The sequence below is a fragment of the Marinicella litoralis genome (assembly GCF_002591915.1).
GTDB lineage: Bacteria > Pseudomonadota > Gammaproteobacteria > Xanthomonadales > Marinicellaceae > Marinicella > Marinicella litoralis.
In genome coordinates this window covers 106,020-130,193 of the sequence record NZ_NIHB01000007.1, presented here as the reverse complement: position 1 = coordinate 130,193, position 24,174 = coordinate 106,020, and the positions used below count along the sequence as shown (strand labels likewise).

Annotated in this window: 37 protein-coding genes; 33 read left to right on the top strand and 4 right to left on the bottom strand. The window is 41.5% G+C overall.

Annotated features, from left to right (window positions below):
• The 31 genes from CCS90_RS14575 to CCS90_RS14425 form a co-directional block, all read left to right on the top strand.
• Positions 1–148: EF-Tu C-terminal domain-related protein (locus CCS90_RS14575; protein WP_503417537.1), on the top strand; the 148-nt coding region annotated here is incomplete at its 5' end.
• Positions 149–220: 72 nt separating this feature from the next.
• Positions 221–532, top strand: coding sequence for a 30S ribosomal protein S10 (rpsJ, locus tag CCS90_RS14570; RefSeq protein WP_099020310.1), 312 nt, complete (start codon positions 221–223; stop codon positions 530–532).
• 10 nt (positions 533–542) lie between these two features.
• Positions 543–1,163 carry a 50S ribosomal protein L3 gene (gene rplC / locus CCS90_RS14565; RefSeq protein WP_099020309.1) on the top strand — a complete coding sequence of 207 codons (621 nt, stop codon included), beginning with the start codon at positions 543–545 and terminating at the stop codon, positions 1,161–1,163.
• Positions 1,164–1,183: 20 nt separating this feature from the next.
• Positions 1,184–1,789 carry a 50S ribosomal protein L4 gene (gene rplD / locus CCS90_RS14560; protein WP_099020308.1) on the top strand — a complete coding sequence of 202 codons (606 nt, stop codon included), beginning with the start codon at positions 1,184–1,186 and terminating at the stop codon, positions 1,787–1,789.
• Positions 1,786–2,085 carry a 50S ribosomal protein L23 gene (gene rplW / locus CCS90_RS14555; RefSeq protein ID WP_099020307.1) on the top strand — a complete coding sequence of 100 codons (300 nt, stop codon included), beginning with the start codon at positions 1,786–1,788 and terminating at the stop codon, positions 2,083–2,085. Before rplD ends, rplW begins: the two co-directional genes overlap by 4 nt.
• A gap of 13 nt (positions 2,086–2,098) precedes the next feature.
• Positions 2,099–2,926 carry a 50S ribosomal protein L2 gene (rplB, locus tag CCS90_RS14550; protein ID WP_099020306.1) on the top strand — a complete coding sequence of 276 codons (828 nt, stop codon included), beginning with the start codon at positions 2,099–2,101 and terminating at the stop codon, positions 2,924–2,926.
• 9 nt (positions 2,927–2,935) lie between these two features.
• Positions 2,936–3,214: a 30S ribosomal protein S19 gene (gene rpsS, locus CCS90_RS14545; protein ID WP_099020305.1), complete on the top strand. Its 279-nt coding sequence runs from the start codon at positions 2,936–2,938 to the stop codon at positions 3,212–3,214.
• A gap of 2 nt (positions 3,215–3,216) precedes the next feature.
• Positions 3,217–3,552, top strand: coding sequence for a 50S ribosomal protein L22 (gene rplV / locus CCS90_RS14540; RefSeq protein WP_099020304.1), 336 nt, complete (start codon positions 3,217–3,219; stop codon positions 3,550–3,552).
• A gap of 10 nt (positions 3,553–3,562) precedes the next feature.
• Positions 3,563–4,252, top strand: coding sequence for a 30S ribosomal protein S3 (gene rpsC, locus CCS90_RS14535; RefSeq protein ID WP_099020303.1), 690 nt, complete (start codon positions 3,563–3,565; stop codon positions 4,250–4,252).
• Positions 4,252–4,665, top strand: a complete 414-nt coding sequence (gene rplP, locus CCS90_RS14530; protein WP_099020302.1) for a 50S ribosomal protein L16 — start codon at positions 4,252–4,254, stop codon at positions 4,663–4,665. Before rpsC ends, rplP begins: the two co-directional genes overlap by 1 nt.
• A complete protein-coding gene (rpmC, locus tag CCS90_RS14525; RefSeq protein WP_099020301.1) occupies positions 4,665–4,853 on the top strand; it encodes a 50S ribosomal protein L29 in 189 nt (62 codons plus the stop codon). Before rplP ends, rpmC begins: the two co-directional genes overlap by 1 nt.
• 4 nt (positions 4,854–4,857) lie before the next feature.
• Positions 4,858–5,118, top strand: coding sequence for a 30S ribosomal protein S17 (gene rpsQ / locus CCS90_RS14520; RefSeq protein WP_099020300.1), 261 nt, complete (start codon positions 4,858–4,860; stop codon positions 5,116–5,118).
• A gap of 12 nt (positions 5,119–5,130) precedes the next feature.
• Positions 5,131–5,499: a 50S ribosomal protein L14 gene (gene rplN, locus CCS90_RS14515; protein ID WP_099020299.1), complete on the top strand. Its 369-nt coding sequence runs from the start codon at positions 5,131–5,133 to the stop codon at positions 5,497–5,499.
• A gap of 7 nt (positions 5,500–5,506) precedes the next feature.
• Positions 5,507–5,827, top strand: a complete 321-nt coding sequence (gene rplX / locus CCS90_RS14510) for a 50S ribosomal protein L24 (protein ID WP_442757016.1) — start codon at positions 5,507–5,509, stop codon at positions 5,825–5,827.
• A gap of 7 nt (positions 5,828–5,834) precedes the next feature.
• On the top strand, positions 5,835–6,380 hold the full coding sequence (gene rplE, locus CCS90_RS14505) for a 50S ribosomal protein L5 (protein ID WP_442757015.1): 546 nt from the start codon (positions 5,835–5,837) through the stop codon (positions 6,378–6,380).
• Between the two features lie 5 nt (positions 6,381–6,385).
• Entirely contained in the window at positions 6,386–6,691 is a 306-nt protein-coding gene (rpsN, locus tag CCS90_RS14500; protein WP_099020296.1) for a 30S ribosomal protein S14, read from the top strand.
• Positions 6,692–6,705: 14 nt separating this feature from the next.
• Positions 6,706–7,101, top strand: coding sequence for a 30S ribosomal protein S8 (rpsH, locus tag CCS90_RS14495; RefSeq protein ID WP_099020295.1), 396 nt, complete (start codon positions 6,706–6,708; stop codon positions 7,099–7,101).
• Between the two features lie 13 nt (positions 7,102–7,114).
• Entirely contained in the window at positions 7,115–7,642 is a 528-nt protein-coding gene (rplF, locus tag CCS90_RS14490) for a 50S ribosomal protein L6 (protein WP_099020294.1), read from the top strand.
• Positions 7,643–7,661: 19 nt separating this feature from the next.
• On the top strand, positions 7,662–8,018 hold the full coding sequence (gene rplR / locus CCS90_RS14485; RefSeq protein WP_099020293.1) for a 50S ribosomal protein L18: 357 nt from the start codon (positions 7,662–7,664) through the stop codon (positions 8,016–8,018).
• The gene (gene rpsE, locus CCS90_RS14480; RefSeq protein WP_246027027.1) at positions 8,018–8,545 is read left to right on the top strand and encodes a 30S ribosomal protein S5; all 528 of its coding nucleotides are present in this window, start codon (positions 8,018–8,020) and stop codon (positions 8,543–8,545) included. Before rplR ends, rpsE begins: the two co-directional genes overlap by 1 nt.
• Entirely contained in the window at positions 8,538–8,738 is a 201-nt protein-coding gene (rpmD, locus tag CCS90_RS14475) for a 50S ribosomal protein L30 (RefSeq protein ID WP_077413071.1), read from the top strand. The genes rpsE and rpmD overlap by 8 nt, the downstream gene beginning before the upstream one ends.
• An 11-nt stretch (positions 8,739–8,749) precedes the next feature.
• Positions 8,750–9,187, top strand: a complete 438-nt coding sequence (rplO, locus tag CCS90_RS14470) for a 50S ribosomal protein L15 (protein WP_442757014.1) — start codon at positions 8,750–8,752, stop codon at positions 9,185–9,187.
• A 1-nt stretch (position 9,188) separates the two neighbouring features.
• Positions 9,189–10,547 (top strand): preprotein translocase subunit SecY, encoded by a 1,359-nt coding sequence (secY, locus tag CCS90_RS14465; RefSeq protein ID WP_099020291.1) that lies wholly within the window; start codon positions 9,189–9,191, stop codon positions 10,545–10,547.
• Positions 10,548–10,741: 194 nt separating this feature from the next.
• Complete coding sequence (gene rpsM, locus CCS90_RS14460) at positions 10,742–11,098, top strand: 30S ribosomal protein S13 (protein ID WP_099020290.1); 357 nt, start codon at positions 10,742–10,744, stop codon at positions 11,096–11,098.
• 43 nt (positions 11,099–11,141) lie between these two features.
• Positions 11,142–11,531 (top strand): 30S ribosomal protein S11, encoded by a 390-nt coding sequence (rpsK, locus tag CCS90_RS14455; protein WP_099020289.1) that lies wholly within the window; start codon positions 11,142–11,144, stop codon positions 11,529–11,531.
• 11 nt (positions 11,532–11,542) lie between these two features.
• Positions 11,543–12,172 carry a 30S ribosomal protein S4 gene (gene rpsD, locus CCS90_RS14450; RefSeq protein WP_099020288.1) on the top strand — a complete coding sequence of 210 codons (630 nt, stop codon included), beginning with the start codon at positions 11,543–11,545 and terminating at the stop codon, positions 12,170–12,172.
• Positions 12,173–12,197: 25 nt separating this feature from the next.
• Positions 12,198–13,193, top strand: coding sequence for a DNA-directed RNA polymerase subunit alpha (locus tag CCS90_RS14445; protein ID WP_099020287.1), 996 nt, complete (start codon positions 12,198–12,200; stop codon positions 13,191–13,193).
• A gap of 10 nt (positions 13,194–13,203) precedes the next feature.
• Positions 13,204–13,602, top strand: coding sequence for a 50S ribosomal protein L17 (gene rplQ / locus CCS90_RS14440; RefSeq protein ID WP_099020286.1), 399 nt, complete (start codon positions 13,204–13,206; stop codon positions 13,600–13,602).
• Positions 13,603–13,739: 137 nt separating this feature from the next.
• On the top strand, positions 13,740–14,246 hold the full coding sequence (locus CCS90_RS14435) for a disulfide bond formation protein B (protein WP_133566507.1): 507 nt from the start codon (positions 13,740–13,742) through the stop codon (positions 14,244–14,246).
• Positions 14,243–15,604 (top strand): class II 3-deoxy-7-phosphoheptulonate synthase, encoded by a 1,362-nt coding sequence (locus tag CCS90_RS14430; protein ID WP_099020284.1) that lies wholly within the window; start codon positions 14,243–14,245, stop codon positions 15,602–15,604. Before CCS90_RS14435 ends, CCS90_RS14430 begins: the two co-directional genes overlap by 4 nt.
• A 150-nt stretch (positions 15,605–15,754) precedes the next feature.
• On the top strand, positions 15,755–16,483 hold the full coding sequence (locus CCS90_RS14425) for a hypothetical protein (RefSeq protein WP_099020283.1): 729 nt from the start codon (positions 15,755–15,757) through the stop codon (positions 16,481–16,483).
• A gap of 359 nt (positions 16,484–16,842) precedes the next feature.
• Here CCS90_RS14425 and CCS90_RS14420 read toward each other — a convergent pair whose 3' ends face one another.
• The 4 genes from CCS90_RS14420 to cysS form a co-directional block, all read right to left on the bottom strand.
• Complete coding sequence (locus tag CCS90_RS14420; protein ID WP_099020282.1) at positions 16,843–18,852, bottom strand: FAD-dependent oxidoreductase; 2,010 nt, start codon at positions 18,850–18,852, stop codon at positions 16,843–16,845.
• Between the two features lie 23 nt (positions 18,853–18,875).
• Positions 18,876–19,922 carry a beta-N-acetylhexosaminidase gene (gene nagZ / locus CCS90_RS14415; protein WP_099020281.1) on the bottom strand — a complete coding sequence of 349 codons (1,047 nt, stop codon included), beginning with the start codon at positions 19,920–19,922 and terminating at the stop codon, positions 18,876–18,878.
• A 504-nt stretch (positions 19,923–20,426) separates the two neighbouring features.
• Positions 20,427–20,852 carry a SufE family protein gene (locus CCS90_RS14410; RefSeq protein ID WP_099020280.1) on the bottom strand — a complete coding sequence of 142 codons (426 nt, stop codon included), beginning with the start codon at positions 20,850–20,852 and terminating at the stop codon, positions 20,427–20,429.
• Positions 20,849–22,228, bottom strand: a complete 1,380-nt coding sequence (gene cysS / locus CCS90_RS14405; RefSeq protein ID WP_099020279.1) for a cysteine--tRNA ligase — start codon at positions 22,226–22,228, stop codon at positions 20,849–20,851. The genes CCS90_RS14410 and cysS overlap by 4 nt, the downstream gene beginning before the upstream one ends.
• 257 nt (positions 22,229–22,485) lie before the next feature.
• Here cysS and CCS90_RS14400 point away from each other — a divergent pair, with 257 nt between their 5' ends.
• Positions 22,486–23,340 (top strand): chorismate transformation FkbO/Hyg5 family protein, encoded by an 855-nt coding sequence (locus CCS90_RS14400; RefSeq protein WP_099020278.1) that lies wholly within the window; start codon positions 22,486–22,488, stop codon positions 23,338–23,340.
• 92 nt (positions 23,341–23,432) lie between these two features.
• Entirely contained in the window at positions 23,433–24,161 is a 729-nt protein-coding gene (gene crp, locus CCS90_RS14395; protein WP_099020277.1) for a cAMP-activated global transcriptional regulator CRP, read from the top strand.
• Positions 24,162–24,174 lie beyond the last annotated feature (13 nt).

The following is a 24,174-nucleotide window of genomic DNA, read 5'->3' as shown; positions in this document are numbered from 1 at the left end:
AGGTGTAGAGATGGTTATGCCTGGTGACAACGTCAAGATGGTTGTTGAATTGATTGCACCGATTGCGATGGATGAAGGTTTACGCTTCGCCATTCGTGAAGGTGGCCGTACAGTAGGTGCGGGTGTAGTAGCAAAAATATTTGAATAATTAACATTTATTAGTTAATAGAATACGGGCAGTGGCGAAAAGCCACTGCTTTTAACTTAGAGGCAAATTAACATGGCTGGTCAAAAAATCAGAATAAGACTTAAAGCGTTTGATCATAAATTAATTGATCAATCTGCGGGAAGAATCGTAGATACAGCGAAAAGAACGGGAGCTCAAGTTCGAGGCCCAATTCCTTTACCAACTAAAAAGGAACGTTACACTGTATTGATTTCTCCGCATGTCAATAAGGACGCAAGGGATCAATATGAGATTCGTACTCATAAAAGATTGGTTGATATTGTTGACCCAAATGATAAAACAGTTGATGCATTAATGAAACTGGATTTATCTGCGGGCGTAGATGTTCAAATTCAATTGAACTAAGGAGTTGAAAATGTCATTAGGTATTATTGGAAAAAAAGTAGGAATGACGCGCGTTTTCAACGAGAAAGGCGAGTCTGTACCAGTCACTGTAATCAGTGTTGAGCCCAATGTTGTGGCTCAAGTCAAAACCACAGAAACTGACGGCTACAATGCTGTGCAAATCACAACAGGCGGAAAGAAAGCCTCTAAAGTGAATGCGCCAGCCGCAGGTCATTTCAAAAAAGCCGGCGTCGAAGCGGGTAAAATCACTCGTGAATTCAGAACAGATCAAGAATTCAATGCGGGCGATACATTAGAACTTAACATGTTTGAAAATGGGCAAAAAGTCCGTGTAACTGGAACCTCAAAAGGTAAAGGTTTTCAAGGTGTTATCAAACGTTACAATTTCAGCATGCAAGATGCCACTCATGGTAACTCATTGTCTCATAGGGCTCCTGGTTCTATTGGTCAATGTCAAACACCTGGTCGCGTTTTCAAAGGAAAGAAAATGTCAGGTCATATGGGCGCTGAACGTGTAACAACTAAAAATTTAGAAGTTGTAAGGGTTGATCAAGATAACAATTTGATCTTGATTAAAGGTGCGGTACCAGGTGCTAAGACTGGTACGGTTGTCGTCAGACCTTTGGCTTAAGCAGATAACGGAGAAATATTGTGGAACTGACAGTATCAGGAAAAAAACAAAAAGTTGAAGTTTCAGAGTCTGTTTTTGATAGAGATTATTCTGAAGCCTTGGTTCACCAGGTGGTGACATCATATTTGGCAACCGGCCGCGCAGGCACCAAAGCACAAAAGAACCGTTCTGCGGTTAGTGGCGGTGGCGCAAAACCTTGGAAGCAAAAAGGGACTGGTCGTGCCAGAGCAGGTACTTCAAGAAGCCCAATTTGGGTTGGTGGTGGCAGAACTTTTGCTGCTCAACCAAGAGACTTTACCAAAAAGATTAACACCAAAATGTATCGTGCAGCGATGAAAACAATTCTTTCAGAGTTGGCTCGCACCGAGCGTTTGGTTGTGGTTGCTGATTTGGATGTCAAAAATGGCAAAACCAAAGAAGCCATTGAATTATTGGGTAAGCATGGTGTGACTACTGGTTGTTTGGTTTCGACTGAACCTTCAGATAACTTAATGCGTGCTACCAATAACATCCCTTACGTTTTTGTAACCAATGCCCTTGGATTAGATCCAGTGTCTTTGGTTTACGCAGACAAAGTAGTCATGACTGTTGACGCAGTCAAACAAGTAGAGGAGTGGTTGTCATGAGTTTAAATAATTTATATACAACTATATTGGCCCCAGTGATTTCTGAGAAATCAAACAGAGTGGGTGAATTATCAAATCAATATGTTTTCAAAGTAGCTAAGTCTGCTAACAAAGCAGAAATCAAAACAGCAGTTGAAAAATTGTTCAAAGTTTCTGTGGAAAACGTTTCAGTAATGAATGTTAAAGGCAAAACCAAAAGTTTCAAAATGAGACCAGGTAAGAGACCAGATTGGAAAAAAGCCTATGTTCGCATTCAAGCTGATCAGATGATTGACTTTGGTACCAAAGCTGAGTAATTAGGAGATAATCATGGCATTAACAGTACATAAACCAACTTCACCAGGTAATCGCGGTAAAGTCACAGTCAAAAGAACTGGTCTTTACAAAGGCAGACCTGAAGCCAGCTTGGTTGAGAAGAAGTCAAAAACAGGCGGTAGAAATAATTACGGTCGCATCACCACGCGTCACATCGGTGGTGGTCACAAACAAAAATACAGAATCATTGACTTCAAGCGTAACAAGGACGACATTGCGGCGAAAGTTGAGCGCATTGAATACGATCCAAACAGAACGGCCTATATTGCATTATTGCATTATACCGATGGTGAAAAACGCTACATCATTGCTCCTAAAGATTTAGAAGCAGGTATGGAAGTGATTTCAGGTACATCAGTTGGTATCAAAGTAGGTAACAGTTTACCTTTGGACAACATCCCAGTGGGTACCGTTGTTCATAATGTAGAAATGAAGCCTGGTAAAGGTGGACAGATTGCCCGTGCTGCGGGAACATCAGCTCGTTTGGTCGCTAAAGAAGGCGTTTACGCCACTTTGCGCTTGCGTTCAGGTGAAATGAGAAAAATACCAGCCAAATGTCGTGCGACATTGGGTACGGTGTCAAAAAGTGAGCATAACCTTGAGAAAATCGGTAAAGCTGGCGCCACTCGTTGGAGAGGCGTGAGACCAACCGTTCGAGGTGTTGCCATGAATCCAGTTGACCATCCACATGGTGGTGGTGAAGGAAGGACCTCTGGTGGTCGTCATCCCGTGTCTCCATGGGGTATGCCTACTAAAGGACATAAAACGCGTAAGAACAAACGTACTGATAAGTTCATTGTTCGTCGCAGAGATAAGAAATAAGGTAGTTATATGCCAAGATCACTTAAAAAAGGCCCTTTTGTTGACATCAGTTTGATGAAGCAAGTTGATAAGGCCGTTAAAGAGAACAGCAAACGACCGATCAAAACATGGTCAAGAAGATCGATGATTCTTCCTGATATGGTTGGTTTAACGTTGGCTGTTCATAATGGTAAACAACATATTCCAGTATTAGTTTCTGAAGAAATGGTCGGACACAAGTTAGGTGAGTTTTCACCTACCCGTACCTTCAGAGGTCACATCGCTGATAAAAAAGCGAAGGGGAGATAATCATGGAAATCGTAGCTAAATTAAAAAGAGCCAATATTTCAGCGCAGAAGGTTAGGTTGGTTGCCAACCAAGTCAGAGGCATGAATGTTGAGCAAGCTGAACAGTTGTTAACTTTTAGCCCAAAGAAAGCCGCGCACATCGTCAAGAAAGCGTTGATGTCTGCCGTGGCCAATGCCGAGCATAACAATGGCATGGACGTGGATGAACTGTACATCAGTACCATTCATGTTGATGAAGGTCCAACTTTGAAAAGGGGCCGTGCCAGAGCTAAAGGCAGAGGTACACGAATTTTAAAAAGAACCAGCCACATCACTGTAAAAGTGGCTGAAGCATCGTAAAGGCGGAATTATGGGTCAAAAAGTACATCCAATAGGTATCAGATTAGGAATTTCTAAGCAGCATAATTCTAAGTGGTACGCAGAAAAAGGGCAATTTGCTGATCAACTCGTGAAAGACATTAAGGTTCGTGAGTATTTGTATAAACAATTGAAGCACGCTTCAATCAGCAAAATTGAAATTGAAAGACCAGCTAAAAATGCTCGTATTACCATCCACACAGCCCGTCCAGGTATTGTGATTGGTAAAAAAGGCGAAGACATTGAGAAATTGAAAAACACATTATCAAAAATGATGGGTTTACCAACTCATGTCAATGTGACTGAAATCAGAAAGCCTGAATTAGATGCTCGCTTGGTTGCTGAAGGTATTGCTTCACAACTTGAACGCAGAATCATGTTCAGACGTGCCATGAAAAGAGCCGTATCTAGTGCAATGAGATTGGGTGCCTTAGGTATTCGAGTTGCTGTTGCGGGTCGTTTGAATGGTGCTGAAATCGCACGTACCGAATGGTACAGAGAAGGTCAAGTGCCTTTGCACACATTGCGTGCAGACATTGATTATTCAATGGCCAAAGCTTACACAACATATGGTGTGATTGGCATTAAGGTTTGGATTTATAAAGGTGAAGTTTTTGATTTAGAAAACTACACCAGTGAATCTGATAAAAAATCTGGCAAGAAAAGTCGGGGTAAAAAATAATGTTACAGCCGAAAAGAACTAAATACAGAAAATATCAAAAAGGTCGAAACCGTGGATTAGCGCATGGCGGTAATAAAGTCAGTTTCGGAGATTTTGGATTAAAAGCAACCACTCGTGGATTGTTGACTGCTCGTCAAATTGAAGCAGGTCGTCGTGCAATTACACGTCACGTAAAACGTGGTGGTAAATTATGGATTCGTGTTTTTCCTGATAAACCAGTAACAGCCAAGCCAATTGAGGTGAGGATGGGTAAAGGTAAAGGTAACATTGAATTTTGGGCAGCTGCAATTAAGCCAGGTAGAGTAATCTATGAAATCCAAGGGGTTTCTGAAGAAATGGCCAGAGCAGCATTTGAAAAAGCAGGTGCGAAATTTCCTGTGCAAACAACATTCGTTAAACGTGTGGTGATGTAATGCAAGCAAAAGAATTAAAAAGCAAAGATCTTGCAGAGTTGCAGGAAGAGTTAAACGGTTTATTACAAAAGCAATTCGACTTAAGAATGGCTCGTGGTAATGGTCAGTTAACTAAAATACATCTGTTGCGTGATGTCCGTAGAGACATCGCTCGCGTCAGAACTGTTATGAACCAAGTAAAAGGATAATGTCATGACTACAGTAACTAAAGAACATAAAACAAAAAGCGGTGTGGTCACCAGTGACAAAATGGATCAAACCGTAACTGTGATGATTGAGCGTAAGATTAAACATCCGTTGTACAAAAAGTACATCAAGAAATCTACCAAGATTCATGCACATGATCCAGATAACAAATGTCAACAAGGTGATTTGGTAAAAATCGCTGAATGTCGACCTATTTCAAAGACCAAGTCTTGGAAAGTGGTTGAGATTGTTGAATCAACTAAATAAGGGGTACTGACTATGATACAAATGCAAAGTAGATTATCAGCAGCTGACAATTCAGGAGCCAAAGAAGTCCAATGTATAAAAGTGTTGGGTGGTTCTAAACGTCGCTATGCTGGTATCGGAGACATCATTAAAGTTTCCGTTAAGCAAGCCATACCTCGTGGCAAGGTTAAAAAAGGCGAAGTATATAACGCTGTTATCGTGCGAACCAGAAAAGGCGTCAGAAGATCTGACGGTTCTTTGATTCGTTTCGATGGTAATGCAGTGGTTATGCTCAACGCTAAATTGGAACCAATTGGTACCCGAATTTTTGGCCCTGTTACTCGTGAACTACGTGCTGGTAAATTCATGAAAATTATTTCATTGGCACCAGAAGTATTATAAGGAAACGATTATGCAAAGAATTAAACAAGGTGACGAAGTCATCGTAATCGCAGGACGCAGTAAAGGCCAAAAGGGTAACGTTTTAAAAGTTATGCAAGATGGACGTTTACTGGTCAACAACGTAAATACAGTTAAGAAACATGTTAAGCCTAATCCTCAAATTGAGGAAAAAGGCGGTATCAAAACGCAAGAAGCGCCAATCGATGCCTCTAATGTCATGCTGTATAATCCTGCCTCCGGTAAAGGCGAAAGAGTTGGATTTAAAGTTTTAGAAAATGGCAAAAAAGTGCGCATTTTCAAATCCAATGGTGAAATGGTAGACGCTTAAGAGAATTATTATGGCCAGATTAAAAAAATATTATACAGAAGAAGTGGTACCAAAGCTGATGGAAACAGGCAAATTTGCCAATGTAATGGAAGTGCCTAAAATCACTAAAATTACATTGAACATGGGTGTCGGTGAAGCTTTAGGAAACAAAAAGGTATTAACACACGCAACCAGTGACATGGCGACCATAGCAGGTCAAAAACCAGTGATCACTCATGCGAAAAAGTCAGTTGCAGGATTTAAAGTTCGTGAAGGCTGGCCTATCGGTTGTAAAGTTACACTCAGACGTCAAAAAATGTATGAGTTTTTGGATCGTTTAGTTAACGTTTCAATTCCTCGTGTGAGAGATTTTCGTGGTTTAAACCCAAAATCTTTCGATGGACGTGGTAATTACTCTATGGGTGTGAAAGAGCAAATCATATTTCCAGAAATCGAATACGATAAAATTGATGAGTTACGTGGTATGGACATCTGTATCACAACTTCTGCAAGAAACGACGAGGAAGCTCGCATGTTACTTGATCAATTTGATTTCCCATTCAAAGGTAGGTAATTAAAATGGCTAAAGTATCTATGGTCCAACGTGACCTGAAAAGAACGAGAATTGTTGCTAAGTATGCTGAGAAACGTGCTGCATTGAAAAAAATCATCGCGGACCCAAATACTACATTTGAAGAAATGATGGTAGCGCAAGAAGGCTTGCAAAAGTTGCCTCGCAATGCATCTCCTAGTAGACAACGTAAACGCTGTCAAATTTCTGGTAGACCACGTGGCTACTACAATAAATTTGGCTTAAGTAAAACTAAATTCCGAGAAGCTGCCATGCGTGGTGACATTCCTGGTTTGAAAAAAGCCAGCTGGTAAAGAGAGAATAGATTATGAGTTTAAGTGATCCGATTTCAGACATGATTTGTAGCATTAAAAATGCGCAGGCTGTCAATCAAGAAAGTACTCACACTCCTGCTTCTAAAGTGAAGAAAGGAATTTTGTCAGTACTCCAACAGGAAGGTTACATCAGATCTTTTGAAGTTGTTGAAAAGGAAAACCATCCTTTCATCAAGATCAACATCAAATATTACAGAAATCAACCTGTAATTGAGATGATCAAAAGAATCAGTAAACCTGGTTTAAGACAATACCGTGGTAAAGATGAATTGCCACGTGTAGATGCCGGTTTCGGTACTGCCATTGTCTCCACATCAAAAGGCATCATGACCGATAAGTCAGCACGCGCTGCAAAAATCGGTGGTGAAGTGCTTTGCGTCGTTAAGTAATCGGGAGAATAGCATGTCAAGAATTGCAAAACAGCCCATTACATTGGCCTCAAACGTTCAGTTTGAAGTTAAAGATAATGTGGTTTCAATCAAAGGACCTAAAGGTACGCTGACCATGAAGTTACACGAAGCTGTTTCAGTTGAACAGAATGACAGTGAATTGAATGTAACAGCCAGTAGTGAAGACATGATCTACATGGCTGGTACCATGCGTTCATTGATCAACAACATGGTTGATGGTGTGACCAATGGTTTCAGTAAAAAGCTTCAATTGGTTGGAGTTGGTTATCGTGTTGCCATGAAAGGTAAAGACCTTGATTTAAATCTTGGTTTTTCACATCCAGTGATTTATTCAGCCCGTGAAGGTATTTCTTTTGAAGTGCCTACGCAAACAGAGATTGTTGTTAATGGCGTTGATAAACAACAAGTTGGACAAGTGGCTGCAGAAATCAGAGCCATCAGACCTCCAGAGCCTTACAAAGGTAAAGGTGTTAAATATGCTGATGAAAGACTGTACAGAAAAGAGGCCAAGAAAGCGTAATGCTTTATTGTGAATAACTATGCATAAGAAAAATAAACAAAGAATTAAAAAAGCAACCAAAACCAGAATCAAATTGCGTGAATTGGGTGTTCCAGCATTGTCAGTGCACAAAACTGGTCAACATTTATACGCTCAAATTTTTGCTGGTGATGGTCGTTCAACACTTGCATCTGCATCTACCAAAGACAAAGGTTTAGTTGCTGATGGTGGTTCATGCACCAATATCGAAGCGGCTAAAGCCGTCGGTACTGCGATTGCTGAAAAAGCCAAAAAAGCAGGTATTGAATCTGTTGGGTTTGATAGATCTGGATTTATCTATCATGGAAAAGTAAAAGCCTTGGCTGATGCAGCACGAGAAGCGGGGTTGAAATTCTAATGAATGATAAGAGAAATAAAATGGCAGATAAAGATCAAGGCGATAACTTATTAGAGCGTTTGGTTGCAGTTAACCGTGTAGCTAAAGTAGTTAAAGGTGGTAGACAATTTGGTTTTGCTGCTTTGACTGTTGTTGGTGACGGTAAAGGTAAAATTGGTTTTGGTTACGGTAAAGCAAAAGAAGTGCCAATTGCCATTCAAAAAGCCATGGATCAAGCCAGAAGAAATACCACAGATGTTAACTTAAAAGGCAACACTTTGTGGCATGCGACTAAAGCAAAACATTCAGGATCTCGCGTTTATATGCAACCTGCATCTGAAGGTACTGGTGTTATTGCCGGTGGTGCGATGCGTGCTGTATTTGATGTGGTTGGTGTTGAAAACGTTTTGGCTAAGTCTCAAGGTTCAAACAACCCAATTAATTTGGTCAGAGCAACCATCAAAGGTTTGCAACAAATGACTTCACCTGAAAGTATTGCTGCTAAACGCGGTAAAACTCCTGAAGAGGTAATGGAAAATCATGGCTAAAGCAAAAAAAGTTGGTCAAGTAAAAGTGACACAAATCAAAAGTACCAACAAATCATTGGCTAATCATAAAGCCTGTGTCAGAGGACTCGGTATCAGAAAGATGCACCAATCACGTGTGGTTGATGCAACGCCTGAAAACTTAGGAATGATTAACGCAGCTATTCATCTTTTGAAAGTTGAAGAAGTTAAATAATCGTAGGTGATATAACAATGAAATTAAATACAATTAAACCTGCAGAAGGTGCTACAAAAGCCAGTAAAAGGGTTGGTCGTGGTATTGGTTCTGGCTTGGGCAAAACTTGTGGTCGCGGTCACAAAGGTCAAAAATCTCGTTCTGGTGGATTCCACAAAGTCGGATTTGAAGGCGGACAGTTACCCATTCACAAAAGACTACCAAAATTCGGTTTTACTTCACAAATGGCTGATTCACGAGCTGAATTGTGCTTATACCATTTGAATTCAATTGATGCAGCTGATATAGATTTGGCTTACTTGATTGACAATAAAATGGTTAAAAGAGGTGTTACCAAGGTAAAAATCATCAACACCGGTAGTATTGAAAGGGCTGTGAACTTGAAAGGTTTACATGTAACAAAAGGCGCTCAAGAAGCAATTGAAAAAGCTGGTGGAAAAGTAGAATAATATGTCAAGCAAACAAGAACAAGTTGAAAAATTACTCGGTAATAAGAAAGGCTTGAGTGAGCTCAAAAGCCGAATTTTGTTTGTTATTGGCGCATTAATCATCTATAGAATGGGTACTTTTCTACCTGTTCCTGGTGTAAACCCTGCTGCCATGGCAGCTTTGTTGGATCAGAATTCTGGTGGTTTGATAGACATGTTTAACATGTTTTCTGGTGGCGCTTTAGGACGTTATTCAATCTTTGCATTGGGTGTGATGCCATACATCACTGCATCTATTATTATGCAGATATTAGGGCACACTGTTCCTGCTTTGCGTGAAATGAAGAAAGAAGGTGAAACCGGTCGTCGCAAGATTACCCAATACACTCGATACTTCACTATCATCTTAGCTGCAGTCCAGTCATTCAGTATCACATCGGCATTGCAATCATTTGATGCAGCTGGTGGTATACCTGTTGTGCCACAACCTGGTTTTGGCTTTTTGTTTACTGCCACCGTCTCATTGACTGGTGGAACCATGTTTTTGATGTGGTTGGGTGAACAGATTACTGAACGTGGTATCGGTAATGGTATCTCTTTGATCATTTTCGCTGGTATTGTTGTTGGCTTACCGGGTGCTGTCTACTCTGTATTCCAGTTAGTCAGTGAAGGTCAGCTTAATGCTTTATGGGCAATATTGTTAATGGTCTTGGCTTTGGCACTTACCGCATTCATTGTATTTGTGGAAAGGGGTCAAAGAAGAATTACCATGCAGTTTGCCAGACGTGGTGGTAGACAAGCCACACAGGCACAGACTTCATACTTACCATTGAAAGTAAATATGGCTGGTGTCATTCCAGTTATTTTTGCCTCATCATTGGTGTTGTTCCCAAGTACAATTGCCAGTTTTGTTGGCCAAAATGAAGGTTTTGGATGGTTAACAGATTTGTCACAACAGTTGTCTCCAGGTAATACGCTGTATATGATTTTCTTTGGTTCATTGATTGTTTTCTTTGCTTACTTTTATACGGCATTGACATTCAATTCAGATGAAACAGCTGATAATTTGAAAAAACAAAGCGCAGTCATCCCAGGTATCAGACCAGGTAAACAAACTTCATCTTATTTAGATGGTGTGTTGAACCGTGTGACCTTCTGGGGTTCGTTGTACTTATTGGGTGTCAGTTTGTTACCAGATTTAATCGGTCAATTTATTACCATACCATTCGCTTTGGGTGGTACTGGCTTACTGATTGTTGTGGTTGTTGCGATGGATTTCATGGCTCAATTGCAAAATCATTTGGTTTCTCAACAATACGATTCAGTATTGAAGAAAACCAACATTAAAAATTACCAACGATCTAGCAAGATTCGCAGGTAAGCACTTATCAATAAAACCCCTGATGCCATTGTTTTAAATAATGATGGCATTGGTTTATTTGTTGATATATAATTTGCGCCCTTTCCCGAAGGGTGAAGAACTAAGGTCAAGTGACCTTTTTATTGTAATAGAAAGAGTAAATATTTGATTTAATGACCAAATATCTAACTTTTTTGAGGATTCAGGAGTAAAAAATGGCTCGTATTGCGGGTGTAAATATACCAGTGCATAAGCATGCTTGGATTGGCCTGACCAGTATATATGGTGTAGGTCGTACCAGAGCATATGCGATATGCGACAGTGCTGGCGTTGATCCAGCTCATAAAATTGGGCAATTGGATGAAGACGCTTTAGATAAGCTTCGTGCAGAAGTGGCTAAGTTTGATGTTGAGGGTGACCTTCGCAGAGAAGTTGCCATGGACATCAAACGATTGATGGATTTGGGTTGTTATCGTGGTTTAAGACACAGAAGAGGTTTACCTGTTCGTGGTCAAAAAACCAAGACCAACGCACGTACCAGAAAAGGTCCTAAAAAACCAATTAAACGTTAATTGATTGAATATATCATTAGCGATATCAGATTAGAGAATTGTAATGGCAAGACCACAAAAAACTACTAAAAAGAAAATTAAAAGAACTGTTGTTGATGGCATCGCGCATGTACACGCGTCCTTCAACAATACCATCATCACGATCACTGACAGACAAGGTAATGGTTTGTCGTGGGCAACGGCTGGTGGGTCTGGATTTAGAGGTTCAAGAAAAAGTACCCCATTTGCTGCACAGGTAGCTGCTGACAGAGCAGGCCAAGTAGCTAAGGACTACGGTATGAAAAACATTGAAGTTCGAATTAAAGGTCCAGGTCCAGGCAGAGAATCATCTGTTAGAGCATTAAACGCCTTAGGTTTTCGTGTAACTAACATCATTGATATTACACCGATTCCTCACAATGGTTGTAGACCACCGAAAAGACGTAGGGTGTAAGGAGATATAAAATGGCAAGATATTTAGGTCCAAAATGTAAATTGGCACGTCGTGAAGGCGTCGATTTAATGACTAAAAGCCCAGCACGTGCTATGGAGACCAAGTGTAAACTTGATGTGGCTCCTGGTCAGCACGGTTTAGCCGGCAAAAGAAACAAGCCTTCTGATTATGCTTTACAGTTACGCGAAAAACAAAAAGTTCGCAGAACGTATGGCGTATTAGAAAAGCAATTTGTTAACTATTACAAAAAAGCAGCTAAGCAAAAAGGTGCAACCGGTGAAAACCTGTTGAAACTTTTAGAGTCTCGTTTAGACAACGTGGTTTACCGCATGGGTTTTGCTGTGACCAGAAATGAAGCTCGTCAATTGGTGAGCCACAAGTCTATCGTAGTTAACGGCACAGTTACCAACATCCCTTCTTACCAAGTGAAAGCGGGTGATGAAGTTGAAGTTCGTGAAAAATCTAAAAAACAATTGCGTATAAAGCAGGCACTAGAGCTATGGGGCGAAATGAATTTATTCGCTGATTGGGTCACTGTTGATGCAGCTAAAATGGCCGGTCAGTTTAAATCTGTTCCAGGTCGTGAAGAATTACCAGCTGACATCAATGAGAACCTGATTGTAGAGCTTTACTCTAAATAATAACCCTTTTATAGAGAGAAATATTATGTCTGACATACTAGCAAAATTACTTCGCCCAAGAGTGGTAGAAGTAGATGAACGTTCAGATTACAGTGCAAAGATCATCATCGAACCTTTAGAAAGGGGTTTTGGACATACCTTAGGTAATGCGTTTCGCAGAATCTTGTTGTCTTCAATTCCAGGCTGTGCCATTACTGAAGTAAGCATTGATGGTGTACAGCATGAATTTTCTACCCTTGAAGGTGTTAGAGAAGATGTTGTTGAGATCATGTTGAATTTAAAAACATTGTCTTTCATCATGCCTGATCGAGATGAAGCGGAAGCAACGATTAAAGTCACCGGTGGTACTGTTACTGCTGCTGACATTCAATTCCCAGAAGGTGTTGAAGTTGCAAATCCAGAACAGCTTATTTGTAATTTGGATAAAAAAGCTTCTATCTCAATGAGATTGAAAATCGAAAAAGGTGTGGGTTATGACCCTTCTACCAATCGTATTTCAACTGAAGAATCACGACCCATTGGTCAATTGGTACTTGATGCCAGTTATTGTCCAGTGAAACGTGTTTCATATGATGTAGAAAATGCACGTTTACAGCAAAAAACAAACCTGGATAAATTGATTTTGGACATCGATACTGATGGTTCAATCTCAGCTGAAGACGCAGTGCGAACTGCAGCCAGAATCCTGGTTGAACAAATGGCTATCTTCATTGACTTCAAGATTGAAACCACTGTTGAAGAAAAAGAAGAAGAAGAGAAACTTAATCCTATCTTATTGAAACCTATTGATGAGTTAGAGTTAACGGTTCGATCTGCCAATTGTTTAAAAGCAGAAAACATTCAATACATAGGTGATTTAATTCAAAGAACTGAAGTGGAGTTGTTAAAAACTCCAAACTTAGGTAAAAAATCTTTGAACGAAATCAAGGGTGTACTTTCAGAGATGGGATTAACTCTGGGTGTACGTTTAGAAAATTGGCCTCCAGCAGCGATCAGAACTGCTGAGCGTCTTATCGGATAAGGGGCAGATCATGCGTCATAGAAAAGCAGGTAGAAAATTAAACAGAACTTCGTCACACAGAAAAGCAATGTTCAAAAACATGGCGACTTCTTTGTTTGAGCATGAGTTGATCAAAACAACTGTTCCTAAAGCAAAAGAGTTGCGTAAAGTGGCTGAAAGATTAATCACTTTGGCTAAAGTTGATTCTGTTGCAAACAGAAGATTGGCATTTGCTCGTTTAAGAAGCAAAGAAATTGTTAATAAATTATTCACTGAATTGGGTCCTCGTTATTTAGAGCGTCCAGGTGGGTATTTAAGAATTTTGAAGTGTGGTTTACGCACCGGTGACAAAGCGCCAATGGCTTATGTTGAATTGGTAGATAGACCCATTAAATCAGCAGCTGTTGAAGTGTCTGATGACAGTGAATAAGAAATCACCGTTCTTATTTAAAAACCCAGTTTTCGAACTGGGTTTTTTTTTTGCTTAAAAATAATATTTAAATTGAATAAAGGGTGTTCTGTCAGGTCTATATTTGTTAATCTACACTTTTGACCACCACAACCGACATGACATTGACTAAGAATCAATTTAGACTCGTTTCCATATTACCCTTTTTATTTTGTGTGGGCGTTCTGTCCTACGCTTTGTATGTAGAACATGTGATGTTTTTGATGCCATGCAACCTGTGCATTCTGCAAAGGGTTGTATTTGTTGGTATAGGACTTTGGTATTTGATCGCTTGTTTCAAACCGGCTCAGTTTTGGGGACGTAAACTCATCGGGGTTTTATTGTTGCTCACCACTGTTTGTGGTATCGCTATCAGTGGTCGTCATGTATGGATGCAAGGATTGCCGCCTGAACTGGTGCCTGACTGTGGCCCCAGTATTGAAATGATGATGGATACATCACCCCTTTGGGACGTGTTAAAAAACGTCCTCAGTGCATCAGGTAACTGCGCTGATATTCAATGGCAATTCTTAGGAATGAGTATGCCAACCTGGACCTTAATCAGTTTCATAGGTCTGTTTATTTATACCCTTATTTGGATGTTTGTCCGCATTGAAAAATCATGAAATCATTAAAAAGTAACCCACAATCTGATAATTGGAGCCTAGAAAGCTGGAAGACCAAAGCCATCAGGCAGCAGGCCACATATCCTGACCAAGCTCATTTAGATAAAGCTTTATCAACCTTGTCTTCTTTACCACCCTTGGTGACCTCTTGGGAAGTGAAACGGTTGAAGAGCTATTTGGCTGAAGTGTCCAGAGGTGAACGTTTTTTGGTACAAGGCGGAGATTGTGCGGAATCTTTTGCAGATTGTAATTCTTCAATCATCTCTAACCGACTCAAAGTTTTGATTCAAATGAGCCTGGTATTGATTCATGGTTGTCAAATTCCGGTGGTCAGGGTGGGGCGTTTTGCAGGTCAATATGCCAAACCAAGATCAGCCGATTTAGAAACCCGTGATGGGGTTAGTTTGCCATCATTCCGTGGAGACATTGTTAATCAAAATGAATTCACCGAAGCTTCACGCATACCCAATCCAGATAAAATGCTGGAAGCCTATCATTACTCTGCCATGACGATGAACTTCATCCGAGCTCTGGTGGCTGGTGGCTTCGCAGATATTCGTCACCCTGAGTATTGGAACATTGAGTGGGTTAAGCATTCGAAGAGTGCTGAAAAATTCAGTCAATTGGTCACAGAAATTAAGGACTCAGTGCAATTTGCCGAAGTCTTGGTCGGTACAAAAGTACATAACCTTTCTAGTGTGGAATTCTTTTCAGCGCATGAGGCTTTACATCTGCATTATGAGCAAGCATTGACACGAACGGTTCCTAGACAAGACGGACACTTTAATTTAAGTGCACATTTTCCGTGGATTGGTCTGAGAACCAACCAACTGGACAGTGCGCATGTAGAAATGATGCGAGGCATCGAAAACCCAATTGGGGTCAAGATAGGACCTGAAACAGATGATGATCATCTGATTGATTTGTGCCGCACCCTGAATCCAGAAAATGAAGCCGGTAAATTGACTTTGATTCACCGCTTTGGTGCCAAGAACATCGAAAATAACTTGCCCAGACTGATCAAAACTGCCCAAAGAGCGAATTTAGATGTGGTTTGGTGCGCAGACCCCATGCATGGCAATACCGAAGCCACTTCTAATGGGTATAAAACCCGCCGATTTGAAAACATCAGTAAAGAAGTCGAATTGTCATTTAAGATCCATAAGGAAAACGGTTCACATTTGGGCGGTGTGCATTTAGAACTCACTGGTGAAAATGTTACCGAGTGTTTAGGCGGCGCCAGAGCACTACAGGAAGCCGATCTCAGTAAAGCCTATACCACACAGGTCGATCCACGATTGAACTACGAGCAGGCTTTAGAATTAGCCTTTTCGATTAAGGATTTCTTTCACCAATAAGGTAAGCCCGTGGGACTTTTTTCACTTTTGCTAGCAAAAGTGAAAGCAGCCAATGCGGGCGATTAAGTCATCCATCCGATTTCCTTCTAGCTCCGCTGTGCTTCGCCAACCAGGAAGTCGCATGGAGACCAAACAAAACTGGAGATTGTTATGCAATTAAAATTAGTATTTCTTATACTTTCTTTGTTGGTATTGACTACAAGCCAGGTAGCGGCCAATCCAGATGCAGTCACTTTGAAAGAGATATACGAACTTACAAAGGATGGAAATTTCGAAGAAGCTCTAAAGAGGCACATCAAATTCCACCATCAGACAAGAAATCAACCATCTCAAGCAGGTGTTAGGTTGTCTTTCGCACTCAGTAATTGGAGTTCTTTGGGTGAACAATACCCTCCAGCCAAGTCAGCTTTACTGGAAATAAGGGATGAATTGTTCAGTCAGTTACAATCAGGAAAGGGCACAGCTCAAGATTTTCACGAAATCTCAGCCATTAACGATTACCAGTATGAGAGTGAAAAAACCTTGGATTTGTATTTGACCTTGGATGAAAAATTTCCTCAACAAGCCAAGCAGTATTATCCCATAGTAGAGGATTTGTTGATCAAGGAAGCTCGTTTCGATTTAGCTGGTAAATACATGCGAGACCCTGTGAAACAATTTGTTTTTCTTAAATCCATGCGTGATTACACATTGGTGATGGCAAAGCTAGAAACCGAAAGAAATACCAGCGGGCTAATCAAAGATGTCGATAAATTATTTAATGACGGAATTATAAAGATCATCACAGTACTGAAGGCAACTGATAGGCATGAAGAGGCTCAAGCCATTAAAGCAAAAGCTGATGAATATTTGGCCAGTGAATCAGGAGCTAAAGATTAAATGGATTCCCGGGTCACTAAAAGTAGGTCCTTTAAGGAAGCCCGATGATGCCGGTAGTGAGAGTAAAATTATAGCGAATATCCGGCCTGCGCCGTGACGACGATGTTTATTTAAATCATTGATGCTGAAGGAGATCCTTCGGTTTCGCTCAGCCAGCGATGAATGGGCTTCGACAAGCTCATTGACCTTAATGTCTAGGTGGTTGAGCCTGTCGCGTTTAAGGCGCCTACAGTTGGAAACTTCCGTCAGCTTGGTAAAGTGATAAACACTTCGACAAGCTCAGCATACAATCTGTCGCCCAAGTGTGGAAAGTTGAGTGAAATTAAGTTAAGTGTTTTGTTTTCAATTCCTGATGCTATTTAAAGCTTCATTCCCAACAAAGTACCTTGTTTGATGGCGCGTTTGGCATCCAGTTCAGCGGCTAAATCGGCACCACCGATGATGTGGTAGTTGTCTTGTTCTTGGTACAGGTCTTTGTTAGAGACTTGACCGGCACAGATGATCACGTGATCAACATCTAAAACTTGTGACTTTTCTTTGACGGTGATGTGTAAGCCTTGGTCGTCAATTTTTTCGTAATTGACTCCAGTAAGGGTCTTAACGCCTTTTTTCTTCAAGGCCAAGCGGTGAATCCAACCCGTGGTTTTCCCCAAACCTTTGCCTGGTTTACTGGTTTTTCTTTGCAGCATATAGATTTCACGGGCCGATTTTTCATCGTGGGCTTTTACCAAGCCACCGGCAGATTCAATGCTTTTGTCGATGCCCCATTCAGCACAGAACTCATCTATGGTTTGCGCTTGATCTGGATTTTCTACAGATAAATATTCAGAAACATCAAATCCAATACCACCGGCACCAATCACAGCCACTTTTTTGCCAGCTGTTTTGCGGCCACTGAGTAGGTCATGGTACAAGATCACTTTGGCATGGTCGATGCCTTCTATACCTGGTACACGCGGCGTAACACCAGAGGCAATGACCACTTCATCAAAACCTGCCAGGTCGGCGGCAGTGACTTGACTGTTCAATTTTAAATTAACCCCATGTTTATCCAACAAGTGTGTGAAATAACTGATGGTGTGTTCAAACTCTTCTTTGCCTGGTATGGCTGCAGCCAGGTTGAATTGACCACCAATTTTATCAGCTGCTTCGAACAGGGTGACTTGATGTCCTCTTTCAGCCAATGTGGTTGAGCAAGACAATCCAGCCATCCCAGCACCCACCACAGCAATGTTCTTTTTGATTTTTGGTGTCTGCTTAATAAATTCGTCTTCATGACAGGCTGCCGGGTTAACCAAACAACTGGCCATTTTGTTTTTAAACACATGATCTAAACAGGCTTGGTTACAACCAATACAAATATTGATGTCTTTGACATCTCCCGTTCTGGATTTCTGCACCAAGGCAGGGTCGGCCAAGAATGGACGGGCCATGGAAACCATGTCTGCTTTACCTGATTGAATGATGTCTTCAGCCACTTGGGGGTGGTTGATTCGATTGGTGGTCACCAAAGGTACATTGACTTCTTTCTTGATCAGTTCAGTAACCCAAGCAAAGCCAGCTCTGGGCACCATGGTGGCAATGGTGGGTACCCGAGCCTCATGCCAACCAATGCCGGTATTGATGATGCTGACACCGGCCTGTTCCATTAATTTAGCCAATTGAATCACTTCATCAATCGATGAACCGTTGCTGACCAACTCCAACATCGACAACCTAAAAATGATGATGAAATTTTCGCCAACTGCTGCACGCGTTTGTTTAACAATCTCTAAAGCAAACTTGGTTCGGTTTGCAAAACTGCCGCCCCAAGCATCATCGCGGTCATTGGTTCTGGGAGAAATGAACTGATTGATTAAGTAACCTTCCGAACCCATGATTTCAACACCGTCATAGTTGGCTTTTTGCGCAAGCTTGGCGCAGTTAACAAAATCTTTGATTTGTTTGTGGATTTTTTTCTCAGTTAGTTTTTTGGGTTTAAATGGCGTAATGGGTGATTGTTTGTCGGTGGCCGACACATTGAATGGGTGGTAGCCATAGCGCCCAGAATGCAATATTTGCATACAGATTAAGCCACCTTCTTGGTGCACTGCATCAGTAATCAATCGGTGTCTTTTAACTTGAAAACCATATTTCAGAAAGCCAGAGAAAGGACCAACCCAGCCCGAAATATTGGGTGCGATTCCACCGGTGACGATGATACCGGCTTCGCCTGCTGCACGCTGTCTGAAATATTCAGCCAGTTTGGGGTAATTTTTTGCACGGTCTTCTAAACCGGTGTGCATAGAACCCATCAAAACGCGGTTTTTAATGGTTTTGTTGCCGACTTTCAAAGGTTCAAAGAGTTTTGGGTAGTTTGCAGCGGTCATGATTTATTGTCTCGTTTGTGTGCTTATTTAATTTGGCCAATGATGTCTGCCATCAATGAAACCAGAGCTTTTCTGGCCTGTTGCCATCGCATTTGTTGCCAAAATGGTTGTTGTGTGTCCAGTGTTGACTGACCTTTCAAGCGTTTTATTTTAATCAATTTTGCCGGGTTGTTGGGCAAATATTTCAAACGATTGTTTGAATAAAGGTCCGAACACAATTTTGGTTCACATAATAGGGTCAAATCAATCCCTGCATCGACACAAGCTTGGTACCTTTGGAGAATGTCGCCGACACATTCAGCCGCCTTCATGCCCAAATCGTCACTGATTGAAACACCTTGAAATTTTTGTTGTTGGCGCAGTATTTCTTGGTGCCATTTTTTTGAATACCCTGCCGGTAAGTCACATACCTTTGAATAAATAACATGAGACAGCATCATCGCATCGATACAGCCAGTAGGAATTAATTGACTGAAAGGCAGCATGTCATGATCAAACAGCTCAGCTTGTGAACGGCTGTCAATCGGTAGTTCAAAATGTGAATCTGCTTTGACGGTGCCATGACCAGGGTAGTGTTTGGCAGTGGTTTTCATCCCAGCGGCATGCATGCTGTTGCAGTAAAGTGCAGCCAGCTCACTGACCAACAGTGGGTTGTTCGTAAAAGCCCGGTCGCCAATCACATCACTGCCATTGTCTATATCTAAAACTGGTGCAAAGCTGAGGTCAATACCCACACTCAATAGTTCAGTGGCCATTAACCAGGCATGCAGATGACACAGTGTTTTGGCCGCATCGGTGTTGTTGACAAATTGACGGCCTATTAAGCCGAGTGGTGGTAATTGGGTGAACGGCAAGCCAAAGCGAATCACCCGTCCACCTTCTTGATCAACTGCGAGGATAAAATCTTTGCCTTTTAACGCCCTGATGTGATTGACCAAACGCACCAATTGATCGTAGTTTTTAAAATTACGTTTGAAAAATATCACCCCACAAGTCAGCGGGTGATCTAGGTTGGTCAGGTCTTGTTCTGTCAGTTCGAACCCTTCGATTCCAGTCATAATATAAGTCATGTGGAGATTGTAATCGAATACCCTTGGGTCTTCATTCACTTTTATTGAATGAAGCTGATTTTCAAGTGTCTCAATCAAAGTGAAAGCGACCGCGGCGAGTATGGCTTAGGTTTTCGGTGCAACGCCTCTGACTTCGCTGCGCTCAGCCAGCCGGCTAATGCACAGGAATACCCTTGGGTCTTCATTCACTTTTATTGAATGAAGCTGATTTTCAAGTGTATCAATCAAAGTGAAAGCGACCGCGGCGAGTATGGCTTAGGTTTTCGGTGCAACGCCTCTGACTTCGCTGCGCTCAGCCAGCCGGCTAATGCACAGGAATACCCTTGGGTCTTCATTGGCTTTCAATGGTGTAAAAATTAATGTGAAATTTATGTCGAGTGAAAAAGCTGAGGTTCTTTAAAACAGTCTGTCATTGCGAGGTGGAACGACGTGGTAATTTCATAAATCTGTCACTGAATTAGACAGATTGCCGTGGTCGCGCCGCCCTCGCAATGACTTGTTTTTTTACAAATAAGCCTTTGCAGTCGCTTGGATCTTTTCGATCATCGCATTCAGACCATTGCTTCGTGTAGATGACAAGTGAGATGACAAGCCGATGAGTTCAATGAAATCAGGTTCGGTGTCGACTATTTTTTTGGGAGGTTGGCCAGAGTAGATGGTTAACACCAAATGGATCAGCCCTGAGACGATGGCTGCATCACTGTTGGCTTGGAAGTTGAGTTTACCGTCTTTGAATTCATGTACCAGCCACACTTGAGATTGACAGCCATGCAGGATGTTCTCATCAATTTTGAGAGATTCATCCATTGGCTCTAGGCGTTTGCCCAGGTCGATGATGTACTGGTATTTCTCCAGCCAATCATCGAACATGTCAAAAGTTTCAATGATTTCTAGCTGCTCATCCATCGGATTGTCGGTTGTTTCATTCATTTCATGCTCCAGCGGGTGCCATCATTTGAGTCTTCCAAGACCACGCCCATGGCGTCGAGTTGGTCTCTGATTTCATCGGATTTCCCCCAGTCTTTGTCAGCGCGTGCTTGTTTGCGCGCTACAATCAATTGTTCTACTTTTTCCTTGATGTCTTCACCGCCTGCTTGTTTATCGGCGAACCAATCTTCAGGGTTATTTTGCAGCACACCTAAAAGTTCACAGCTATTGAGTAAAGTACTTTTGAGTTTAATTTTTTCATCAGTTGATTCGGCATTGGCCAATAATTTTGCCAATTGGTTGACCCTGGCAAAAGCTTTGGGTGTGTTGATGTCATCATTCAATGCTGCCAGAAATTCAGCATCAATGCCAACCGATGAATCATGCTCAATGGCTTGTGCATCACGTAAAGTGGTGTAAATGCGATCAATGGTTTTTTCTGCTTGTGCCACCGTATCTTCTGTCCAATCAACTGATTGGCGGTAATGGGCACTGAGCAGGACCCACCGGGCCACTTCGCCTTTGATTTCAGCCAGCACTTCGCGAATCAGTTGGATGTTGCCCAAAGATTTAGACATTTTTTGATCACTCATGGTGATGAAACCATTGTGAACCCAGTAATTGGCAAAGTGGCGGGTGTCATTGGCACAGCAGCTTTGAGCCACTTCGTTTTCATGGTGAGGAAAAATTAAATCTTTGCCGCCACAATGAACGTCGATGGTTTTGGCCAGGTGTTTGGCAGCCATCGCTGAACATTCAATGTGCCACCCAGGTCGTCCACGGCCCCAGGGGCTTTGCCAACCAGGCAAGCTGGCATCAGAGGGTTTCCACAACACAAAATCACCTGGATTGCGTTTGTATGTCGCCACTTCGACCCTGGCACCAGCCAGCATATCATCTAATGATCTTTTTGAAAGTTCACCATAATGTGTATAAGTGGTGACATCGAACAGCACATGACCTTCTGCTGCATATGCATGACCTTTATTAATAAGGTCTTCTATCATCACAATCATCTCAGGCACATGATCGGTGGCGTAAGGCTCAATGTCTGGCATCATTACGCCCAAAGCCTTTAAGTCCTCGTTATAAGCCTTGGCATACTTTGAAGACACGTCTTTGATTGAACAATTATTCTCTTTGGCAAAAGTGTTTATTTTGTCATCAATGTCAGTGATGTTACGTGCAAATACCACATGTGGGTAATGTGCCCTGAGTAAACGATTCAGCACGTCGAAAACCACCGCAGGTCTGGCATTGCCAATGTGGGCATAATTGTAAACCGTGGGTCCACACAGGTACATGGTGACGCGTTGTGGGTCAATGGGGGTGAATAATTCTTTCTTGCCGCTTAAGCTGTTGTGTAGATGTAGTGCCATGATGGTTGTTCAGTCGAGCTTAGATTGAGAATAAATTGCCTATTTTAAGTGAAGCAGTCATCAATGAGGATAACTTTTACCGTTCTGTGTGATAAATATTTTTCTTGGCATTGTTATCTTTCATTGAATTGACGATAATGTGTGGCCTGAATCCCGGCGGTCAATGTTGACCTGTTTATTTTTAAGGACTGAATGTTAAATAAGTGAAATCGAATTCATCATTACATGTAGTTAAGAGCTCAGACCACCACAGCCTGATGACTTTTAAATATCTGCCGGATCACAGTCACCAGGCCAATGTAGCCATATTGCCATTGGAAGTCTTGTGTCGTTCAGCTGGCTATTCAGAATACTGGATCGATGGTGCTGAGGTGTCGTTGCTTAAAACAGACTCAGGTGGCGAAATGACCAGCCAGAACCATTTGGCAGTTATTTACAACTCCAGTGAGAGCAACATTGAGACAGTCACTAAACAGGCCTATGAACAGGCATTTCAATCAAGTAAAGCAAACCGTTGTACGCACTTGATCAGGACTTGGAATTATTTACATGACATCAATGGTTCAGACAATGGCTTGGAACGGTACCAATCATTTTGTGTGGCCAGACATGAAATGTTAGAGAAATTTGAGCAACTCACCACGCCGAATCCTGCAGCAACTGCGATTGGTAGTCACAATGGTGAAAATGTATTTGTGTTTTTGTTCGCCAAACAAGCTGGGCATGTCATTGAAAACAAGCGACAAGTTTCTGCTTGGGAATATCCCAAAAAATACGCACCTAAACAACCTCGTTTTTCACGAGCCATGAAGTATGGCCCCGTTTTGATGTGCAGTGGTACAGCCAGCGTGGTCGGGCATGAAACTTTGCATTTGAATGATGTTTTGGCGCAATTGGATGAATGTTTGAAAAATGTGTCTGTATTGTTGTCAGAAGATGAAAACAAGTACCCAATCCAATCTGGATTGTATCGATTTTATTTAAGGGAAGTTGAGCACGCAGGATTGGTGGAAGCAAAAATTATTGATTTTGGAATTGAAAACTACATAGTCTTACATGGCGACGTTTGTCGAGAAAACTTATTGATTGAATGCGAGGTTGTGTTCCAATAATCAGTAAAACAGAGTAGAATCATTGATTGAATTTGTGTGTATCAGCTTATTCACGTTGAGAAAAAGCTGGTAAGAAAAGAGAGGAAATAAACATGTCGGATGCATTTAATGATGCCACCTTTGATGAATTGTATTTAAGTGAAAGGTTTCAAAACTCCAGTTTTTTCAAACTGAATGTAGAATCTTTGAATCGTTTTTTGGCCATGTGTCATCGGCGGAAATTTCCCAATAAAACCACTATCATTCGCCCTGGCGACTTAGCCAATACTTTGTATTATATTGTCAGCGGTTCAGTAACCATTTCATATGAGAATGATGAGGGGAAAGAATTGGTTTTGGCTTATCTAAATAAAGGTGATTTCATTGGTGAGATGGGTTTGTTCATGAAAACCGAGCGCCGCGAAGTGATGGTTAAATCAAAAGAAAAAACCGAAGTGGCTGAAATTGGTTATTTGCGCTTAGGTCAATTGTTTGAATCTGATCTTAAGGATGATGCCAAACACATTTTGTATGTGATTGGGACTCAATTGACCCACCGTTTGTTACAAACATCTCGAAAAGTTCACCGATTGGCATTTTTAGACGTCACCGGACGAATTGCTCGCACCTTAATGGATTTGTGCAAAGAGCCTGCTGCATTGTCTCATCCAGATGGAACGCAAATCAAAGTTTCCAGACAGGAATTGTCACGAATTGTGGGGTGTTCTCGAGAAATGGCGGGAAGGGTGTTAAAAGATTTAAGTGAACAAGGGAACTTAGCTGTTAAAGGACACACCATAGTGGTGCTGCATGATCGTCAAGACAAACCATCTATCAGTTAATACCGACTACAAT

Excerpts from the sequence above, each read along its gene's own strand:
- rpsJ (WP_099020310.1), top strand. The coding sequence starts at position 221 with ATGGCTGGTCAAAAAATCAGAATAAGACTTAAAGCGTTTGATCATAAA.
- rplC (WP_099020309.1), top strand. The coding sequence starts at position 543 with ATGTCATTAGGTATTATTGGAAAAAAAGTAGGAATGACGCGCGTTTTC.
- rplW (WP_099020307.1), top strand. The coding sequence starts at position 1,786 with ATGAGTTTAAATAATTTATATACAACTATATTGGCCCCAGTGATTTCT.
- rplB (WP_099020306.1), top strand. The coding sequence starts at position 2,099 with ATGGCATTAACAGTACATAAACCAACTTCACCAGGTAATCGCGGTAAA.
- rpsS (WP_099020305.1), top strand. The coding sequence starts at position 2,936 with ATGCCAAGATCACTTAAAAAAGGCCCTTTTGTTGACATCAGTTTGATG.
- rplV (WP_099020304.1), top strand. The coding sequence starts at position 3,217 with ATGGAAATCGTAGCTAAATTAAAAAGAGCCAATATTTCAGCGCAGAAG.
- rpsC (WP_099020303.1), top strand. The coding sequence starts at position 3,563 with ATGGGTCAAAAAGTACATCCAATAGGTATCAGATTAGGAATTTCTAAG.
- rplP (WP_099020302.1), top strand. The coding sequence starts at position 4,252 with ATGTTACAGCCGAAAAGAACTAAATACAGAAAATATCAAAAAGGTCGA.
- rpmC (WP_099020301.1), top strand. The coding sequence starts at position 4,665 with ATGCAAGCAAAAGAATTAAAAAGCAAAGATCTTGCAGAGTTGCAGGAA.
- rpsQ (WP_099020300.1), top strand. The coding sequence starts at position 4,858 with ATGACTACAGTAACTAAAGAACATAAAACAAAAAGCGGTGTGGTCACC.
- rplN (WP_099020299.1), top strand. The coding sequence starts at position 5,131 with ATGATACAAATGCAAAGTAGATTATCAGCAGCTGACAATTCAGGAGCC.
- rpsN (WP_099020296.1), top strand. The coding sequence starts at position 6,386 with ATGGCTAAAGTATCTATGGTCCAACGTGACCTGAAAAGAACGAGAATT.
- rpsH (WP_099020295.1), top strand. The coding sequence starts at position 6,706 with ATGAGTTTAAGTGATCCGATTTCAGACATGATTTGTAGCATTAAAAAT.
- rplF (WP_099020294.1), top strand. The coding sequence starts at position 7,115 with ATGTCAAGAATTGCAAAACAGCCCATTACATTGGCCTCAAACGTTCAG.
- rplR (WP_099020293.1), top strand. The coding sequence starts at position 7,662 with ATGCATAAGAAAAATAAACAAAGAATTAAAAAAGCAACCAAAACCAGA.
- rpsE (WP_246027027.1), top strand. The coding sequence starts at position 8,018 with ATGAATGATAAGAGAAATAAAATGGCAGATAAAGATCAAGGCGATAAC.
- rpmD (WP_077413071.1), top strand. The coding sequence starts at position 8,538 with ATGGCTAAAGCAAAAAAAGTTGGTCAAGTAAAAGTGACACAAATCAAA.
- secY (WP_099020291.1), top strand. The coding sequence starts at position 9,189 with ATGTCAAGCAAACAAGAACAAGTTGAAAAATTACTCGGTAATAAGAAA.
- rpsM (WP_099020290.1), top strand. The coding sequence starts at position 10,742 with ATGGCTCGTATTGCGGGTGTAAATATACCAGTGCATAAGCATGCTTGG.
- rpsK (WP_099020289.1), top strand. The coding sequence starts at position 11,142 with ATGGCAAGACCACAAAAAACTACTAAAAAGAAAATTAAAAGAACTGTT.
- rpsD (WP_099020288.1), top strand. The coding sequence starts at position 11,543 with ATGGCAAGATATTTAGGTCCAAAATGTAAATTGGCACGTCGTGAAGGC.
- CCS90_RS14445 (WP_099020287.1), top strand. The coding sequence starts at position 12,198 with ATGTCTGACATACTAGCAAAATTACTTCGCCCAAGAGTGGTAGAAGTA.
- rplQ (WP_099020286.1), top strand. The coding sequence starts at position 13,204 with ATGCGTCATAGAAAAGCAGGTAGAAAATTAAACAGAACTTCGTCACAC.
- CCS90_RS14435 (WP_133566507.1), top strand. The coding sequence starts at position 13,740 with ATGACATTGACTAAGAATCAATTTAGACTCGTTTCCATATTACCCTTT.
- CCS90_RS14430 (WP_099020284.1), top strand. The coding sequence starts at position 14,243 with ATGAAATCATTAAAAAGTAACCCACAATCTGATAATTGGAGCCTAGAA.
- CCS90_RS14425 (WP_099020283.1), top strand. The coding sequence starts at position 15,755 with ATGCAATTAAAATTAGTATTTCTTATACTTTCTTTGTTGGTATTGACT.
- CCS90_RS14420 (WP_099020282.1), bottom strand. The coding sequence starts at position 18,852 with ATGACCGCTGCAAACTACCCAAAACTCTTTGAACCTTTGAAAGTCGGC.
- nagZ (WP_099020281.1), bottom strand. The coding sequence starts at position 19,922 with ATGACTTATATTATGACTGGAATCGAAGGGTTCGAACTGACAGAACAA.
- CCS90_RS14410 (WP_099020280.1), bottom strand. The coding sequence starts at position 20,852 with ATGAATGAAACAACCGACAATCCGATGGATGAGCAGCTAGAAATCATT.
- cysS (WP_099020279.1), bottom strand. The coding sequence starts at position 22,228 with ATGGCACTACATCTACACAACAGCTTAAGCGGCAAGAAAGAATTATTC.
- CCS90_RS14400 (WP_099020278.1), top strand. The coding sequence starts at position 22,486 with ATGACTTTTAAATATCTGCCGGATCACAGTCACCAGGCCAATGTAGCC.
- crp (WP_099020277.1), top strand. The coding sequence starts at position 23,433 with ATGTCGGATGCATTTAATGATGCCACCTTTGATGAATTGTATTTAAGT.